This is a genomic window from Nocardiopsis yanglingensis (assembly GCF_045809185.1).
GTDB classification, from domain to species: Bacteria; Pseudomonadota; Gammaproteobacteria; order Xanthomonadales; family Xanthomonadaceae; genus Stenotrophomonas; species Stenotrophomonas yanglingensis.
The window spans coordinates 298911-314294 of sequence record NZ_JBJNRH010000002.1 but is presented as its reverse complement, the minus strand read 5'-3'; the positions used below and the strand labels follow the sequence as shown (position 1 = coordinate 314294).

Here is a 15384-nt window from a genome sequence, read left to right as displayed (position 1 = left end):
CCATGGGTGGATGCTCTCTCGCGGGGCGGCCCGTGGCTGATTCCTCCGGGCCGAACGCCGCCTCAATCCCGGTCGTCGCGGGTCCAGATCGCGTCGTGCTCGCGCTTTACCGGAAACTTGGGCACCGGGCTGTAGGCCGGGGCGCACAGGGCGCGGCCATCGCGCACGTCGAAGCGCGCCCCGTGCAGCACGCATTCCACGCTGCCTTCGCTGGTGTTGAATTCGCCCGAGGACAGCTCGAACTCCTCATGCGTGCACTGGTCTTCCAGGGCGTACAGCTCGCCGTCGAGGTTGAACACCACGATCGGCGTGCCGGTCACCTCGTCGAACACACTCTTCATTTCACCCGGCAACAACTCGGCGCCGGCACAGACAAAGGTCCAGGCCTCGCTCACGCGGCGGCTCCGGCCAGCGGTTTTTCCAGGATCTCGAAGCGCAGGTCGTCGCGCTTGGGAATGCCGAAGCGTTCGTCGCCATACGGGAACGGCTTCTTGATGCCGGTGCGCTGGTAGCCGCGGCGTTCATAGAAGGCGATCAGTTCGTCGCGCACGTCGATCACCGTCATCTGCATCACCGGCACGCTCCATTCGCGCGCGGCATGCGCTTCGGCAGCCTCCATCATCTGCTTGCCGACACCGCCGCCCTGTTGGGCCGGGTCGACCGAGAACATGCCGAAGTAGCCCTTGCCATCGACATCGGCAACGTGGGCGCAGGCCACCAGCTGGTTCCCGCGCTCGGCCAGCAGGATGGTGGAGCGCGGGCGGTCCAGGTCGGCCTGGATGCCTTCGGCGTCGATGCGGGCGCCGTCCAGCAGGTCGGCTTCGGTGGTCCAGCCAACGCGGCTGGCGTCACCACGGTAAGCCGAGGTGACCAGGGTGATCAGGGCGGGGATGTCGGCCGGCGTGGCGGCCCGGTAGGTCAGGGTGGTCATGGGCACATTCTAGGTGGGGTGGGGGCGGGCGCAAATGGGGCGCCCCGGCAGTTCCGGCAACGGTATGCTCGCGCTTCATCAACTGTCATACAGGGCCGTGGCGTGGACGTGTCGAGGGGAGTCGCGCTGGCGTTGACCGCGGGGATGATGATGGCCCTGGTACGTCTGCCGGCGCATGTGGACGGCGGCGGCATTGCGCCCAACGGCCTGGGGTGCCCGGGTTTCAGTCCGTCCCGTGCGTTGCCGGTCACGTTGGAGGCGCTGCGGGCTGATCCCATGCGCTATCACGGGAGATTGGTACGCGTGCGGGGTGCCTACGTTGATGGTTCTGAAATGTCTGCGCTGCATCCCGGGCCGCCGGTACAGGACCCATGGGCGGCTGAGGGCGTGTGGGTGAATGGAATTCCCATCCTGGTGCTGCCGCCAGAGCAGGCGGTTGAGCTCACCGGAATCGTAGCGGCGGCCCGGCCCGATTTCCCTTTCGGCAAGGGGCATCTTGGGCAATGGCCTGCGGAGCTCTGCGTGTCTTCGATCCTGCCATTGGCGCCGCCATGAAAAACGCCGCGGCTTCCCGCGGCGTTCTCGGCTTCCGGCTGGCCTGGGAATCTCACCCCAGCAACTTCCGCACCTTCGTCAGCGCAGTCATGAACCGCTCGATCTCAGCGTGGGTGTTGTAGAACGCCAGCGAGGCACGGCAGGTAGCCGCCACGCCGAAGTACTGCAGCAGCGGGTGCGCGCAGTGCTGGCCCGAGCGCACGGCCACGCCTTCCAGGTCGAGCAGGGTCGCCAGGTCATGGGCATGCGCGCCGTCGATCAGGAACGAGACCACGGCGGCCTTCTCCGGCGCTTCGCCGATGATACGCAGGCCGTCGACGTGGCGCAGCTCTTCGGTGAAGTGCGCCAGCAGTTCGGCTTCGCGGGCTTCCACGTTCTCCTGGCCGAGCTGCTGCAGGTAGTCGGCGGCCACGCCCAGGCCGATGAAACCGGCGATGTTCGGGGTGCCGGCTTCGAACTTGTGCGGGGCATCGTTGAAAACGGTGCCGTCGAAGCTGACTTCCTTGATCATTTCGCCGCCACCGAGGAACGGTGGCATCGCGTCCAGGTGCTCGCGGCGCGCCCACAGCGCACCGGTGCCGGTCGGGCCGCACATCTTGTGGCCGGTGATGGCGTAGAAGTCGCAGCCGATCGCGGCCACGTCGACCTTGCGATGCGGCACCGCCTGCGAGCCATCGACCACGGTGATGATGCCGCGCTTGCGCGCTTCACGGCAGATCTCGCGCACCGGATTGACCGTGCCCAGCACGTTGGACACGTGGGTGACGGCGAGCAGCTTGACCTCGGGGGTCATCGTCGCGCGCAGCGCGTCCAGGTCCAGCGCACCATCGGGGGTGATCTCGGCCACGCGGATGGTCGCGCCGGTGCGCTGGGCAACCAGCTGCCACGGCACGATGTTGGCGTGATGCTCCATGCGCGTGATCAGGATCACGTCACCGGCCTTCAATCGCGGCAGCGCCCACGAGTAAGCCACCAGGTTGATGGCGAAGGTTGTGCCACTGCACAGCACCAGGTCGCTGGGGCGCACGTTGAGGAAGCGCGCCAGCTTGTTGCGTGCGCCTTCGTAGGCATCGGTGGCTTCGCTGCCCAGTGCATGCACCGCTCGGCTGACGTTGGCGTTGTAGCGGCGGTAGAACTCGTCCACCGCGCCGATCACCTGCACCGGCTTCTGGCCGGTATTGGCGTTGTCGAAATAGACCAGCGGCTTGCCGTGCACTTCACGCATCAACAGCGGGAAGTCGAGGCGGACGCGGTCCCAGTCGGGAGCGCCGGTGCGTTCTTCGATCGGGCGCGGCGTGGACAGGTTCATGCCACACCCGCCTCGGCCAGCGCCTTGTCCAGACGGCGTGCCAGCTGCGCACGCAGCGCGTCCGGCAGGATCTTCAGCGGCTCGTGGCAGAACGCGGCGCTGAGCAGGGCCTGCGCCTGTGCCTGCGGCAGGCCGCGCGAGCGCAGGTAGAACAGCGCGTTGGCATCGAGCTGGCCGACGGTCGCACCGTGCGCGGCCTTCACTTCATCGGCGTCGATCACCAGCGTGGGCTGGGTGTCGATCTCGGCATCGGCCGACAGCAGCAGGTTCTTGTTGGACAGGTTCGCGTCGGTGCCATCGGCGCCTTCGCGGATCTGGATGCCACCATGGAACACCACGCGGCTGCGGTTGGCGGCGACGCCACGCCACAGCAGTTCGCAGCTGGTATCGCGCGCGATGTGGTCGATGCCCAGGCGGGTTTCGACGTGGCGGCGGCCATTGCCAAGCAGCACGCCGTTGGCGGTCAGTTGCGCATTGTCGCCTTCCAGGCGCACGTTCAGTTCATGGCGGCTGAGCGCTGCGCCCAGTTCCAGGTCGACGCGGTGGTACTGCGCGTCGCGGGCCAGCACGGCGTCGGTGCGCAGGAAGCTGGTCTGGCGCGCGCTGCCGGCCTGCACGCGGGCGTGCTTGAGCACGGCATCACGGGCGACGTGGGCATGCAGTACGGTGTTGTCCAGGTGGGCGGAGTCACCCACGCTGAAGCGGTGCTCGACCACGCCGAGGCTGGCGCCGGCACGCAGTTCGATCAGGTGGCGGTGATGCCAGGCCAGGTCGGTATCGCCGGCCACGCTGGCGAACACCAGCTGCAGCGGCACTTCGACCTGTACGCCTTCATCTACGCGCAGCACCACGCCTTCATCGGCCAGCGCGGCATTCAGGCGGGCGAAGATCTCCTCGCTGCGCTCGTAGCGCCGGCCAAGGAAACGCACGGCGTCTTCGCCGGAGGCCAGTGCGGCCGACAGCGGCTGCAACTGCACGCCGTCCGGCAGCGCCTGCACGTCGCTCAGCGCGGCATCCAGGCGGCCGTTGACGAACACCAGGCGCGGCGCCGGGATGTCGTCCAGCAGCGCGGCGTCCAGCGCCGGGCCCTGCAGCGGTGCGGCAGCAAACGCACGGCGTTCCAACTGGCGCAGCGAGGTGTACTTCCAGGCTTCGTTGCGGGCGGCCGGCAGACCGTCGCGCAGGGCCGCATCCAGCACTTCGCGGCGCGCATCGCTGCCGCAGAAGGCCTGGGCCATCGAATCAAGCAGGGCGCTCATCAGACCGCCGCCTCGGGCACGACCCGGTCCTTCAGGAAATCATAGCCGTGCGCTTCCAGTTCCAGTGCCAGCTCCGGGCCGCCACTCTTGACGATGCGGCCATCGGCCAGCACGTGCACCACGTCCGGCTTGATGTAGTCCAGCAGGCGCTGGTAGTGGGTGATGACCAGGAACGAGCGATCAGCAGCGCGCAGTGCGTTGACGCCATCGGCCACGCTCTTCAGTGCGTCGATGTCCAGGCCCGAGTCGGTTTCGTCCAGGATCGCCAGCTTCGGCTCCAGCACGGCCAGCTGGAAGATCTCGTTGCGCTTCTTCTCGCCGCCGGAGAAGCCTTCGTTGACGCCACGGTGCAGCAGTTCGTCCTTCAGGTGCAGCACGGCCAGCTTCTGGCGCACCAGCTTGAGGAACTGCATGGAATCGAGTTCTTCCTCGCCGCGTGCCTTGCGCTGGGCGTTCAGTGCCGCGCGCAGGAAGTAGGTGTTGTTCACGCCCGGGATCTCCACCGGGTACTGGAACGCCAGGAACAGGCCGGCGGCGGCACGCGCTTCCGGGTCCTGCTCCAGCAGGTCGACGCCGTCGAACTGCACGCTGCCTTCAGTCACGTCATAGCCGTCGCGGCCGGCCAGGACATTGCCCAGCGTGGACTTGCCGGCGCCGTTCGGGCCCATGATGGCGTGCACCTGGCCCGGCTGGACGTCCAGCGACAGGCCCTTGAGGATTTCCTTGTCGCCGATGCGGGCGTGGAGGTTTTCGATCTTCAGCATGGTGGGGGTTTCCGTGGGGCGGGCCGCGGCCCGCCGGTAAAGAGAATGCGTTTGCGAGGGGCAGGGGCGGGCGGTCAGCCCACCGAACCTTCCAGCGAGACTTCCAGCAGCTTCTTGGCTTCCACCGCGAACTCCATCGGCAGTTCGCGGAACACCTGCTTGCAGAAGCCGTCGACGATCATCGACACCGCGTCTTCCTGGCTGATGCCACGGGCGCGGCAGTAGAACAGCTGGTCGTCGGAGATCTTGGAGGTGGTGGCCTCGTGCTCGACGGTGGCGCCCGGGTTCTTCACTTCGATGTAGGGGAAGGTGTGCGCGCCGCACTGCTTGCCGATCAGCAGCGAATCGCACTGGGTGTAGTTGCGCGCGCCGTCGGCGTTGCGGTCCACACGCACCAGGCCGCGGTAGGTGTTCTGGCCACGGCCGGCACTGATGCCCTTGCTGACGATCTTGCTCTTGGTGCGCTTGCCGACGTGGATCATCTTGGTGCCGGTATCGGCCTGCTGGCGGTGATGGGTCAGCGCCACGGAGTGGAACTCACCGACCGAGTCGTCGCCCAGCAGCACGCAGGACGGGTACTTCCAGGTGATCGCCGAGCCGGTCTCGACCTGGGTCCAGGTGACCTTGCTGCGCGCGCCACGGCATTCGGCACGCTTGGTGACGAAGTTGTAGATGCCGCCGACGCCGTTCTCGTCGCCCGGGTACCAGTTCTGCACGGTGGAGTACTTGATCTCCGCATCTTCCAGCGCGACCAGCTCGACCACTGCGGCGTGCAGCTGGTTCTCGTCGCGCATCGGCGCGGTGCAGCCTTCCAGGTAGGAAACGTAGGCCTTGTCCTCGCACACGATCAGGGTGCGCTCGAACTGGCCGGTGTGGCCGGCGTTGATGCGGAAATAGGTGCTCAGTTCCATCGGGCAGCGCACGCCCTTGGGAATGAACACGAAGCTGCCATCGGAAAACACCGCCGAATTGAGCGCGGCGAAGTAGTTGTCGCCCACCGGCACCACGGTGCCCAGGTACTGGCGCACCAGCTCCGGGTGTTCCTTGATGGCCTCGGACATCGAGCAGAAGATGATGCCCTTCTCGGCCAGTTCCTTGCGGAAGGTGGTGCCGACGGACACCGAGTCGAACACCGCGTCCACGGCCACGCCGGCCAGCTTGGCGCGCTCGTGCAGCGGCACGCCCAGCTTGTCGTAGGTGTCCAGCAGCTCCTTGGGCACGTCATCCAGCGAGGCGTACTTCGGGCCCTTCGGCGCGGAGTAGTAGCTGAGCGCCTGCAGGTCGATCGGGGCGATCTCCAGCTTGGCCCAGTCCGGCATCGGCATGGTCAGGAAGTGGCGGTAGGCGTCCAGGCGCCACTGCGTCATCCACTCCGGCTCTTCCTTCTTGGCCGACAGGGCACGGATGGTGTCCTCGTCCAGGCCCGGCGGCAGGGAGTCCGATTCGATCTCGGTGATGAAGCCGGCCGAATACTTGCGGCCGAGCTGCTCGTGGATCTCGCGGTTGGGGGTGTCGTCGTGGGCGACGTTTTCGATGGTTTCGGTGGCCATGGGGGGCTGCCTACGGATCAGGAGACGACGTCGACAGCGATGGTGCGGCGCTGTTCGTCATCGGCAAGGGGGAGAGGGGGCAGGATCTGGGCGAGGGTGACATCGCGCAGGGCCTCGGAAACCACGTCGTTGATCAGCCGCCAGCTGCTGCGCGCGCCACACTTGGGCGCCATGCCGCACTGGTGGTGGTCGTGGCTGCATTCGGTCAGGGCCAGCGGCCCTTCCATCGCTTCGACCACTTCGAACAGCGAGATCTCGATGGCCGGGCGGGTCAGACGGTAGCCGCCACGGACGCCGCGCAGGCCTTCAACCAGGCCGGCCTGGGCCAGCGGCTTGAGCACCTTGCTGACGGTGGGCGGCTCCAGACCGGTGAATTCGGCCAGCTCGGTGGCACTGAGCACCTCGCCCGGACGGGCGGCGAGCACAGTCAGTACGACGGTGGCGTAATCGGTGAGTTTGGTGACGCGCAACATGGGGATGCGAGTGGTTCTTAAAGCGGACTGAAATTGTACGCTTTTATTCGCCGCCATCCAACCCGGGCATTCAGCCGGCGCTGGGGCCGGGCCGGGAGGACACACCGGGGCCGTTGCCAGGGCGCAATGCTGCGCCAACGGGGTGATTTTCGCAATCACCCGGAATGGGCGAGAATCAACGTTCCTTTCGCTGCAGACCTCCCTTGCCGATGCCCAAGAAGATCCAAGCCCGCAAGTCCGCCATCCACGGCAACGGTGTTTTTTCCGTGGCCCCGATCAAGCAGGGCGAGCGCGTGATCCAGTACAAGGGCCTGCTGCGCAGCCACGGCGACGTTGATGCCGATGACAGCGGCGACGTCGAAAGTGGCCATACCTTCCTGTTCACCCTCAACGACGACTGGGTGATCGATGCCAACTACAAGGGCAATGACGCGCGCTGGATCAACCACAGCTGCGACCCGAACTGCGAGGCAGTGATCGAGGAAGACGAGGACGGCGACAGCCGTGGCGACAAGGTGTTCATCGAGGCACTGCGTGACATCAAGGCCGGCGAAGAGCTGACCTACAACTACGGTATCACCCTGGCCGAGCGCCACACCGCCAAGCTGAAGAAGATCTGGGAGTGCCGCTGCGGCTCGCCCAAGTGCACCGGCACCATGCTGCAGCCCAAGCGCTGACCCGCGGAGGGTAGTGCCGGTCGCTGGCCGGCACACATGTGAAAAGCGTGCCGGCCAGCGGCCGGCACTACCTTATTTGCCCAGTACGCCTGCCGGCACCAGGTTGCCCAGGTTCTGGTTGAAGGTGACCACCAGCTTGCCGTTCTTCACCTGTGCCGACTGTACCTGCAGGGCGCCGAGCAGGCCGGCCACGGCCGGGTCCAGCTTGTAGATCGGTTCGCGCTGGGCGTAGTCGCTCAGCCAGGCATTGAGCAGGCCGCGGGTGCGCGAATCGAGGCGACCGCCCTGGTTGGCCGGGGTGAAGTCATCCACGCTGGGCTGCTGCAGGTGGAAGCCCTGGGTCTGCGCGTCATAGCGCAGGCCGCTGCTGAGCTTCACCGTTCCCAGTTTGGCGGGGTTGCCGCCGGCGGTGGCCAGAGCAACATCCATGCCCAGGTTCAGCCGCTCGCCGGCCGGAAGGCTCAGCTGCGGATGGCTCATGGTCAGCGCGATCAGGCCGCCGAGGGCGTCCTGGGTGCGAGGGAAGCTGCCATCGAGGTACTGCTGCACGTCGCTGGCCCCCACCGACAGTTCGCGGCCGGAGATGGAAGGGGCGGCCTGGGCGCCGATCGCAGCAGCGATCAGCACGGTGGAGGCGGCGAGGCGGGTCATCAGGGAACGCAGGCGCATGGCGGTGACCGGTGGGTATGAATGGACGAATCAAAGAGTAGCCGTGCCGGCTGAATCGTGCGTGCATGCCGCTGCAACGGTTCAGTCCAGCGTTGGCCGCAGTTGCGCCGACTGGATCTGCCAGGCGCGACCATCACTACTGGGCTGCACGCGGTACCAGCCACCGAAGCGGAAGGTGCCCTCAGCGGTCACCGCGCGGATCTGCACCGGAACCTCCAGCAGCTGCGGCGGCTGGTGACCGTCGCGCGCGATCGGCAGTTCACTGGTCAGGCGCAGGCTGCGCACGTCCGTGAGCTGGCGCAATGCGGCATCGTCGGCGCGTCGTGCATCGCTGGGCGGGAAGGTCCACGCGGCGTCGACGGCCTTGCGATCGCGATTGAGCAGGGCCATGACATAGGCATTGAGCATTCCCGCCGGCAGCTCGGCCTCGGCCGCGACGGCGGCAAACAGGGGGTCGACATCGATGGCCTGCACGGCCGGTGCATCGCCTTCTGCGGCGGTCCGCGGCTTCGTGTGGGCAGCCACCTCGGCCGTTGCTGACGGTGCGGCATCCGCTGGATCGGATTGCGATGGCGGCCGGGAACAGGCCAGCAGCACCAGTGGTGCGATCAGTATCAGGAACCTGCGCATGTCTGCCTCCTCCCCGAGGCGAACGGAAGGAGGCAGTGTATCGGCTGTGCCGCGATCAGCGGGAGGAGGGCAGCTGTTCCAGTGCATCCAGCGCCGGCAGCACCTGCGCGGCGATGGCGGCCAGGGCATGGCCTTCGGTTTCGGCGTGGCGCTGCACGATGTCGCGCAGCAGCTGTGTGGCGATCACCAGGGTGGCGCGCTCGTCGCCGCTGATGCCAGCGGTGCGTGGCGCCGCTTCCAGCAGGCGCATCAGGTCGCGGCTGGCGCGATGTTCCAGTTCGATGGTGCAGCGCCCGGTGCACTGCAGCCCGTCCTTTTCGATGGGGGTCACCGAGATCCGGTAGCGGGTGGAGGGGCTGGCCATGAGGGTGTGCTCGCCGTAGCTGTGGAGGATGTGCCCACCTTAGGCAAGGCGGTGCCCGGCGGCGATGGCCGGGGCTGCACGCAGTGTTCCACCCGGTACGTTCCGGTACCGCAGCAGATCGGGCGCAGCCAATGCTGACGGGCCTGTACGGGCATTCCCGGGATTGCGGCAACGCTGTGTTGCGGACCGTGGTTGGGACAAAAAAAACGGGACGGCCAGAGCCGTCCCGTCGGAATCCGCGTTGGGGCGCGCGCTTACAGCGCGGCGTCCTTCAGCTTCTTCAGCGGACGCACCTTCAGCTTGGTGGTGGCCGGCTTGGCAGCGAACCACTGCTCTTCCTTGGTGAACGGGTTAATGCCCTTGCGCTTCGGCTTGGCCGGCACATTGACGGTGGTGATCTTCAGCAGGCCCGGCAGGGTGAACGAGCCAGCGCCCTTCTTGTGCACCGAGGAGGCGACGGCGCTTTCCAGCGAGGCCAGCACAGCGCGGACGTCCTTGGCGATGACGCCGGAGGCTTCAGCGATGTGTGCAACCAGGCCGGACTTGGTCAGCACTTCCTTGATCGGCTTCGGAGCGGCCGGCTTGGCGGCTGCCTTCGTCGCGACTTTCTTCACTGCCTTCTTCGGGGCAGCCTTCTTAGCGGTCTTTGCCATGGTTTCCTGTTCCGTGAACGGTTGGTTGTTTGGTCGGCGCCGAACCCCGTCGGCAAGCGCAATGTAGGGCAACTCTCGGGCGCCGCCAATAGCCCGAAGCGCGGAAAGTGCATGTTTTTTCATATCCAGGCCGATTCAGTACATGGCCGGTAGTGGGGAAAGGGGGTGTGGCAGCGCACGCGATGGCCGGCGCCGGCCCATCGGTGGAATGCGCGAAACCACTGAAAACAAGGGAAAAGTGCGCGCCAGTCTGGCGAAGAAGTGACCAGTTGTCCGGTTTCCGACGGACCTGCGGCGTGCGGCGGAGCGACGCAGGGCTAACGCCTCCCGTGCGAGGGTGACCGTTCATCACCGCCACGCAGGAGCAGCACAATGGGAATCTCGCGACACGCCACCGCGCACTGGGAAGGCGATCTGAAGTCGGGCAAGGGGCAGTTGAGCACGCCGCAGAGTGGGCTGCTGGACAAGACCCGCTACGGCTTCAACAGCCGTTTCGGCGACGAAAAGGGCACCAATCCGGAAGAGCTGATCGCTGCGGCGCACGCCGGTTGTTTCACCATGGCGCTGTCGGCCAAGCTCGGCGAAGCCGGCTTTACCCCGACCTCGCTGGATACCGAAGCCAAGGTTGATCTGTCGCTGGAAGGCGGCCCACAGCTCTCGCAGATCAGGCTGAAGGTAAAGGCGGTGGTGCCGGGCATCGACGCGACGCAGTTCCGTGCGATTGCCGATGACGCCAAGCAGAACTGCCCGGTGTCCAAGGCGCTGAGCGCCGTGCCGATCAGCCTGGAAGCCGAGCTGGGCTGAGGGTAGTGCCGGCCGCTGGCCGGCAACCGCATGATGTCGAGGTCCAGGTAACAGCCGGCCAGCGTTATGGCGGCCTTCCTGGCCGCCACCCTCCGGGCCGTCGCATCCGACGTTGGCAGCGGCTCCTGCCGCTGCCTTCGGCTCTACCACCCCCCATCACAATCACCAATCAAGGGTGCCGGTGATGACGGTCTGCACCTGGCCGCCCGACCAGACCTCGCCGTCCTCGTCGACCAGCAGCGTCAGGCGCGCGTCATGGCCGACTTCGCGGCCCTGGCTGACTTCGAACGGTGCACGGCCACGGGGCAGCGCATCGCGCAGGTCCAACCATGCCGCCAGCACGGCGTTGGCGGCGCCGGAGGCTGCGTCCTCGAAGCGGCGGCCGTTGCCGACGAAGGCGCGCACGGCCAGATCGAATCCCTCGTTGCCGTCGCTGAACGCATAGGCGAACACGCCCATGCTGTCGGTGGACTCGGCCAGTGCGGCCACCGCATCCCAGTCCGGCTGCAGCGCGCGCAATGCGGCTTCATCGGCTACCTGCACCACCCACCAGCTGCGCGCGCCCTGCATGCGTGCCGGCGGCAGCGTGCCCAGCGGCCAGCCCTTCAGCGCGGCCCGCAGGCGAGGATCGCTGGCCTCTGTGGTCTCGGCCAGCTGCGCGCGCGGCGTGCGGATGGCGATGCGCTGCTGCGCACCCTCACCGCTGACGCGCAGCGGCAGGGCACCGGCAATGCCGTCCTGCACCAGCACGCCATCGACCGCTGCGGCCAGGCCGGCCCGCAGCACCGCATGCGCGGTGCCGACGCTGGGATGGCCTGCAAATGGAACCTCCTTCTGTGGGCTGAACATGCGCAGCCGGTAGCTGGCGCCTGCGACCTGCGGCGGGAGCACGAAGGTGGTCTCGGGCAGGCGCGTCCAGCGCGCAATGGCCTGCATGCTGGCATCGTCCAGCCCCTCGGCATCGAGCACCACGGCCAGCGGATTGCCAGCGCCGGCGCGCGGGGAGAACACATCCAGCTGCAGGAAACGGCGTGCGGGCATCGGGGAAACTCCAGAATCAGGTAGCGCGCAGCTTAGCGCGCCGTTGTAGAGCCGAGCCGATGCTCGGCTGTGTTGGGGTGTGAGAAGAAGCAGCCGAGCGTGGGCTCGGCTCTACATCCAGCGGATGTGGCCGTCGATGACCGGCTGCACCTGGCCGCCGATCCAGACCGTGCCCTGCGCATCGACCTCGACCTGTACGCGGCCATCGCGGCCCACTTCGCGGCCCTGGCTGGCCACGTAGCGGCCCTCGCGGCCCGGCAGGGCATCGCGCTGCCGCAGCCAGGCGCCGATCAACGCATTGGCGCTTCCGGTCACCGGATCCTCGGGCACGGCGGCCGCATCAGCGGGGCAGAAGGCGCGCACCACGCGGGCGTGGTCGTTGCTGGCTTCGTCGGCGAACACGGCCAAGCCGGTGGCATCGGTGGCAAGGCTCCAGTCGGCCAGCGCGGCCATGTCCGGTGCCAGGTTGCGTACGGCGGAGGCGTCGCGCAGCGGCAGCAGCCACCAGCGCGCACCGTTGCTCCACAGTTCGGGCACGTGCCCGCTGGCAGCCAGCGCCAGCAGCTCCTTCGGCGCGGCGTCCGCGCAGGTGTCCAGTTGCCGCGCCGGTGGGCTGGCCAGCTGGATCTGCAGTGCCTCGACCGGACCGCTCACCCGTACCGGCAGCAACCCCGCCTGGCATTGCTGCAGCAGGGCGCCGTCGCGCGGTTGCGCCAGGCCGCAGGTCACCGCCGCCCAGGCGGCGCCGACGCTGGGGTGGCCGGCAAACGCCAGCTCGCGGGTCGGGGTGAAGATGCGGATGTGGTAGTCGGCGCCGGGCGCGCTGGGGCGCAGGAAGAACACCGTCTCGGACAGGTTCAGCCAGGCGGCCAGGGCCTGCATCTGGCGGCTGGAGAGCCCGTCGGCGTCCAGGATGACGCCCAGTGGGTTGCCGGTGCCGGGGCGGGGGGCGAAGACATCGAGCTGCAGGTAACGGAGGACGGCCATCTACGGGGATATTGCGCTTAGAATCAAAGGTTCCGCCCCCGAGGGCGGCTTCCCCACATTCTACATAGCCAATCCATGTCAGCTTCCCCCCTTGTCGATCGTTGGATCGTACTGAAGTTCGGCGGCACCTCGGTGTCGCGTCGTCATCGCTGGGACACGATCGGGAAGCTGGCGAAAAAACGTGCGGAAGAGACCGGCTCGCGCGTGCTGGTGGTGGTGTCGGCGCTGTCCGGGGTCACCAACGAACTGACGGCGATTGCCGATGGTGCGCCGGACAGCCGTGATCGCGTTGCGGCGCTGGTCGAGCGCCACGAGGCCTTCCTGGTTGAACTCGGCCTGGGCCGAGAGGTGCTGGTCGAACGCCTGGCGGCGCTGCAGGGCCTGCTCGACGACCCGCGTGCGGCCACCCGTCCGCTGCAGTGGCAGGCCGAAGTGCTGGGCCAGGGCGAGCTGTTGTCCTCCACCCTGGGCGCGGCCTATCTGCACGCTTCGGGCCTGGACATGGGCTGGATGGATGCCCGCCAGTGGCTGGATGCGATGCCGCCGCAACCGAACCAGAGCGACTGGTCGCAGCGTCTGTCGGTGAACTGCCAGTGGCGTGCCGATTCCGAGTGGATGCAGCGCTTCCGCGCGCAGCCGACCCGCCTGCTGATCACCCAGGGCTTCATCTCGCGGCATGCCGATGGCGGCACCGCCATCCTCGGCCGCGGTGGCTCGGATACTTCGGCGGCGTACTTCGGTGCGCTGCTCGGCGCCAGCCGCGTGGAGATCTGGACCGACGTGCCGGGCATGTTCAGCGCCAACCCGAAGGACGTGCCGGACGCGCGCCTGCTGACCCGCCTGGACTATTACGAGGCGCAGGAAATCGCCACCACCGGCGCCAAGGTGCTGCACCCGCGCTCGATCAAGCCATGCCGCGATGCCGGCGTGCCGATGGCCATCCTCGATACCGAACGCCCGGAACTGCCGGGCACCAGCATCGATGGCAGCGCTGCACCGGTGCCGGGCGTAAAGGCGATCAGCCGCCGCAACGGCATCGTGCTGGTGTCGATGGAAGGCATTGGCATGTGGCAGCAGGTCGGCTTCCTGGCCGATGTGTTCAACCTGTTCAAGAAGCATGGCCTGTCGGTGGACCTGATCGGTTCGGCCGAAACCAACGTCACCGTGTCGCTGGATCCGTCCGAGAACCTGGTCAACACCGATGTGCTGGCCGCGCTGTCGGCCGACCTGTCGCAGATCTGCAAGGTGAAGGTGATCGTGCCGTGCGCGGCGATCACCCTGGTTGGCCGTGGCATGCGTTCGCTGCTGCACAAGCTGTCGGACGTGTGGGCCACCTTCGGCCGCGAGCGCGTGCACATGATCTCGCAGTCGTCCAACGACCTGAACCTGACCTTCGTCATCGACGAAGCCGATGCCGATGGCCTGCTGCCGATCCTGCACGCCGAGCTGATCGACAGCGGTGCGATGCCGGTGGAAGAGACCGAAGTGTTCGGCCCGCGCTGGCGCGAGATCGCCGGCACCGTGCGCCCGCGTGGCACGCCGTGGTGGCGGGGCCAGCGTGCGCACCTGTTGCAGCTGGCCGATGCCGGTACGCCGCGCTACGTCTACCACCTGCCGACGGTGCGCGCCCGCGCCCGTGCGCTGGCCGCGATCAAGCCGATCGACCAGCGCTACTACGCGATCAAGGCCAACAGCCACCCGGCCATCCTGCAGCTGCTGGAAGCCGAAGGCTTCGGCCTGGAGTGCGTCTCGCACGGCGAGCTGAAGCATGTGTTCCAGCACCTGCCGGAACTGTCGCCCAAGCGCGTGCTGTTCACCCCCAGCTTCTGCCCGCGCAGCGAGTACGAAGCCGCTTTCGCGCTCGGCGTGACCGTTACCGTCGACAACGTCGAAGCACTGCAGCGCTGGCCGGACCTGTTCCGCAACCGCGAGCTGTGGCTGCGCGTGGATCTGGGCCGTGGCGAAGGCCACCATGCCAAGGTCCGTACCGGTGGCAAGGACTCCAAGTTCGGCCTCCCGATCGCCCGCGTCGATGAGTTCGTGCGCGCGGCCACCGATCTGGGCAGCCGCGTGGTCGGCCTGCATGCGCACCTGGGCAGCGGCGTGGAAACCGCGCAGCACTGGCGCCTGATGTGCGATGAGCTGGCAGGTTTCGCGCGTCGTATCGGCAGCGTGCAGACCATCGACATCGGCGGTGGCCTGCCGATTCCGTACAGCGACGAAGACGAGCCGTTTGACCTGGACGCCTGGGCCGAGGGCCTGGCCGAGGTCAAGGCACTGCATCCGGCATTCCGCCTGGCGATCGAGCCGGGTCGTTACCTGGTGGCCGAGTCCGGCGTGTTGCTGACCCATGTCACCCAGGTGGTGGAGAAGGACGGCGTGCGCCGCGTCGGCCTGGATGCCGGCATGAATGCGCTGATGCGCCCGGCCCTGTACGACGCCTGGCACGACATCGAGAATCTCAGCCGCCAGGGCGGCTATGCCGAAGCCGCGTTCGATGTGGTCGGCCCGATCTGCGAATCCAGCGATGTGTTCGGCAAGCGTCGCAAGCTGCCGGTGTCGACCGCACCGGACGACGTGATGCTGATCGCCGATGCCGGCGCCTACGGCTATTCGATGGCCAACACCTACAACCAGCGGATGCTGCCGCGCGAAGATGTGATCGAGTGATCGCCAACCGCGCCCTGCACCCGCCCACCGACACGCCCCGCGCAGCTG

Annotated in this window: 17 protein-coding genes; 4 read left to right on the top strand and 13 right to left on the bottom strand. The window is 67.4% G+C overall.

What is annotated here, in order from left to right; translation table 11 throughout:
• Positions 1-62 precede the first annotated feature (62 nt).
• Together ACJ7C5_RS04655 and ACJ7C5_RS04650 are read right to left on the bottom strand one after the other, a co-directional pair.
• On the bottom strand, positions 63-395 hold the full coding sequence (locus tag ACJ7C5_RS04655; RefSeq protein WP_094002070.1) for a non-heme iron oxygenase ferredoxin subunit: 333 nt from the start codon (positions 393-395) through the stop codon (positions 63-65).
• Positions 392-931, bottom strand: coding sequence for a GNAT family N-acetyltransferase (locus ACJ7C5_RS04650; protein ID WP_412703196.1), 540 nt, complete (start codon positions 929-931; stop codon positions 392-394). The genes ACJ7C5_RS04655 and ACJ7C5_RS04650 overlap by 4 nt, the downstream gene beginning before the upstream one ends.
• Before the next feature lie 150 nt (positions 932-1081).
• Between ACJ7C5_RS04650 and ACJ7C5_RS04645 the strand changes: the two genes are divergently transcribed.
• Complete coding sequence (locus ACJ7C5_RS04645; RefSeq protein WP_412703195.1) at positions 1082-1486, top strand: hypothetical protein; 405 nt, start codon at positions 1082-1084, stop codon at positions 1484-1486.
• A gap of 52 nt (positions 1487-1538) precedes the next feature.
• Here ACJ7C5_RS04645 and ACJ7C5_RS04640 read toward each other — a convergent pair whose 3' ends face one another.
• The 5 genes from ACJ7C5_RS04640 to ACJ7C5_RS04620 all read right to left on the bottom strand — a co-directional run bounded on the left by ACJ7C5_RS04640 (position 1539) and on the right by ACJ7C5_RS04620 (position 6841).
• The gene (locus ACJ7C5_RS04640) at positions 1539-2795 is read right to left on the bottom strand and encodes a cysteine desulfurase (protein WP_412703194.1); all 1257 of its coding nucleotides are present in this window, start codon (positions 2793-2795) and stop codon (positions 1539-1541) included.
• Positions 2792-4054 (bottom strand): Fe-S cluster assembly protein SufD, encoded by a 1263-nt coding sequence (gene sufD / locus ACJ7C5_RS04635; RefSeq protein ID WP_094002073.1) that lies wholly within the window; start codon positions 4052-4054, stop codon positions 2792-2794. The genes ACJ7C5_RS04640 and sufD overlap by 4 nt, the downstream gene beginning before the upstream one ends.
• The gene (sufC, locus tag ACJ7C5_RS04630) at positions 4054-4818 is read right to left on the bottom strand and encodes a Fe-S cluster assembly ATPase SufC (RefSeq protein ID WP_088024958.1); all 765 of its coding nucleotides are present in this window, start codon (positions 4816-4818) and stop codon (positions 4054-4056) included. Before sufC ends, sufD begins: the two co-directional genes overlap by 1 nt.
• A gap of 74 nt (positions 4819-4892) precedes the next feature.
• Entirely contained in the window at positions 4893-6368 is a 1476-nt protein-coding gene (sufB, locus tag ACJ7C5_RS04625) for a Fe-S cluster assembly protein SufB (RefSeq protein ID WP_043396952.1), read from the bottom strand.
• A gap of 17 nt (positions 6369-6385) precedes the next feature.
• Positions 6386-6841 (bottom strand): SUF system Fe-S cluster assembly regulator, encoded by a 456-nt coding sequence (locus ACJ7C5_RS04620; RefSeq protein WP_005408436.1) that lies wholly within the window; start codon positions 6839-6841, stop codon positions 6386-6388.
• A gap of 164 nt (positions 6842-7005) precedes the next feature.
• Between ACJ7C5_RS04620 and ACJ7C5_RS04615 the strand changes: the two genes are divergently transcribed.
• A complete protein-coding gene (locus tag ACJ7C5_RS04615; protein ID WP_412703193.1) occupies positions 7006-7518 on the top strand; it encodes an SET domain-containing protein in 513 nt (170 codons plus the stop codon).
• Positions 7519-7590: 72 nt separating this feature from the next.
• On the opposite strand, the gene ACJ7C5_RS04610 is transcribed toward ACJ7C5_RS04615, so the two are convergent.
• The 4 genes from ACJ7C5_RS04610 to ACJ7C5_RS04595 form a co-directional block, all read right to left on the bottom strand.
• Entirely contained in the window at positions 7591-8187 is a 597-nt protein-coding gene (locus tag ACJ7C5_RS04610; protein WP_012510326.1) for a YceB family lipoprotein, read from the bottom strand.
• Positions 8188-8268: 81 nt separating this feature from the next.
• Positions 8269-8817 (bottom strand): hypothetical protein, encoded by a 549-nt coding sequence (locus tag ACJ7C5_RS04605; protein WP_412703192.1) that lies wholly within the window; start codon positions 8815-8817, stop codon positions 8269-8271.
• Between the two features lie 55 nt (positions 8818-8872).
• The gene (locus ACJ7C5_RS04600; protein WP_010483541.1) at positions 8873-9181 is read right to left on the bottom strand and encodes a DUF3861 family protein; all 309 of its coding nucleotides are present in this window, start codon (positions 9179-9181) and stop codon (positions 8873-8875) included.
• A 254-nt stretch (positions 9182-9435) separates the two neighbouring features.
• Positions 9436-9834, bottom strand: a complete 399-nt coding sequence (locus ACJ7C5_RS04595; RefSeq protein ID WP_010483539.1) for an HU family DNA-binding protein — start codon at positions 9832-9834, stop codon at positions 9436-9438.
• Positions 9835-10206: 372 nt separating this feature from the next.
• Between ACJ7C5_RS04595 and ACJ7C5_RS04590 the strand changes: the two genes are divergently transcribed.
• A complete protein-coding gene (locus tag ACJ7C5_RS04590; RefSeq protein WP_005408443.1) occupies positions 10207-10638 on the top strand; it encodes an OsmC family protein in 432 nt (143 codons plus the stop codon).
• 162 nt (positions 10639-10800) lie between these two features.
• Here ACJ7C5_RS04590 and ACJ7C5_RS04585 read toward each other — a convergent pair whose 3' ends face one another.
• Together ACJ7C5_RS04585 and ACJ7C5_RS04580 are read right to left on the bottom strand one after the other, a co-directional pair.
• Positions 10801-11679 (bottom strand): PhzF family phenazine biosynthesis protein, encoded by an 879-nt coding sequence (locus ACJ7C5_RS04585; RefSeq protein ID WP_412703191.1) that lies wholly within the window; start codon positions 11677-11679, stop codon positions 10801-10803.
• 111 nt (positions 11680-11790) lie between these two features.
• Positions 11791-12666 carry a PhzF family phenazine biosynthesis protein gene (locus tag ACJ7C5_RS04580; protein ID WP_412703190.1) on the bottom strand — a complete coding sequence of 292 codons (876 nt, stop codon included), beginning with the start codon at positions 12664-12666 and terminating at the stop codon, positions 11791-11793.
• Between the two features lie 75 nt (positions 12667-12741).
• On the opposite strand from ACJ7C5_RS04580, the gene ACJ7C5_RS04575 reads away from it, so the two are divergent.
• The gene (locus tag ACJ7C5_RS04575; protein ID WP_412703189.1) at positions 12742-15336 is read left to right on the top strand and encodes a bifunctional aspartate kinase/diaminopimelate decarboxylase; all 2595 of its coding nucleotides are present in this window, start codon (positions 12742-12744) and stop codon (positions 15334-15336) included.
• Positions 15337-15384: the final 48 nt, after the last annotated feature.

What these genes read in the sequence shown, in the direction of transcription:
- ACJ7C5_RS04605 (WP_412703192.1), bottom strand. Translation starts at nt 8,817, where the DNA reads ATGCGCAGGTTCCTGATACTGATCGCACCACTGGTGCTGCTGGCCTGT.
- sufB (WP_043396952.1), bottom strand. Translation starts at nt 6,368, where the DNA reads ATGGCCACCGAAACCATCGAAAACGTCGCCCACGACGACACCCCCAAC.
- ACJ7C5_RS04575 (WP_412703189.1), top strand. Translation starts at nt 12,742, where the DNA reads ATGTCAGCTTCCCCCCTTGTCGATCGTTGGATCGTACTGAAGTTCGGC.
- ACJ7C5_RS04645 (WP_412703195.1), top strand. Translation starts at nt 1,082, where the DNA reads ATGGCCCTGGTACGTCTGCCGGCGCATGTGGACGGCGGCGGCATTGCG.
- sufD (WP_094002073.1), bottom strand. Translation starts at nt 4,054, where the DNA reads ATGAGCGCCCTGCTTGATTCGATGGCCCAGGCCTTCTGCGGCAGCGAT.
- ACJ7C5_RS04640 (WP_412703194.1), bottom strand. Translation starts at nt 2,795, where the DNA reads ATGAACCTGTCCACGCCGCGCCCGATCGAAGAACGCACCGGCGCTCCC.
- ACJ7C5_RS04585 (WP_412703191.1), bottom strand. Translation starts at nt 11,679, where the DNA reads ATGCCCGCACGCCGTTTCCTGCAGCTGGATGTGTTCTCCCCGCGCGCC.
- ACJ7C5_RS04590 (WP_005408443.1), top strand. Translation starts at nt 10,207, where the DNA reads ATGGGAATCTCGCGACACGCCACCGCGCACTGGGAAGGCGATCTGAAG.
- ACJ7C5_RS04650 (WP_412703196.1), bottom strand. Translation starts at nt 931, where the DNA reads ATGACCACCCTGACCTACCGGGCCGCCACGCCGGCCGACATCCCCGCC.
- ACJ7C5_RS04600 (WP_010483541.1), bottom strand. Translation starts at nt 9,181, where the DNA reads ATGGCCAGCCCCTCCACCCGCTACCGGATCTCGGTGACCCCCATCGAA.
- sufC (WP_088024958.1), bottom strand. Translation starts at nt 4,818, where the DNA reads ATGCTGAAGATCGAAAACCTCCACGCCCGCATCGGCGACAAGGAAATC.
- ACJ7C5_RS04595 (WP_010483539.1), bottom strand. Translation starts at nt 9,834, where the DNA reads ATGGCAAAGACCGCTAAGAAGGCTGCCCCGAAGAAGGCAGTGAAGAAA.
- ACJ7C5_RS04580 (WP_412703190.1), bottom strand. Translation starts at nt 12,666, where the DNA reads ATGGCCGTCCTCCGTTACCTGCAGCTCGATGTCTTCGCCCCCCGCCCC.
- ACJ7C5_RS04610 (WP_012510326.1), bottom strand. Translation starts at nt 8,187, where the DNA reads ATGCGCCTGCGTTCCCTGATGACCCGCCTCGCCGCCTCCACCGTGCTG.
- ACJ7C5_RS04620 (WP_005408436.1), bottom strand. Translation starts at nt 6,841, where the DNA reads ATGTTGCGCGTCACCAAACTCACCGATTACGCCACCGTCGTACTGACT.
- ACJ7C5_RS04615 (WP_412703193.1), top strand. Translation starts at nt 7,006, where the DNA reads ATGGGCGAGAATCAACGTTCCTTTCGCTGCAGACCTCCCTTGCCGATG.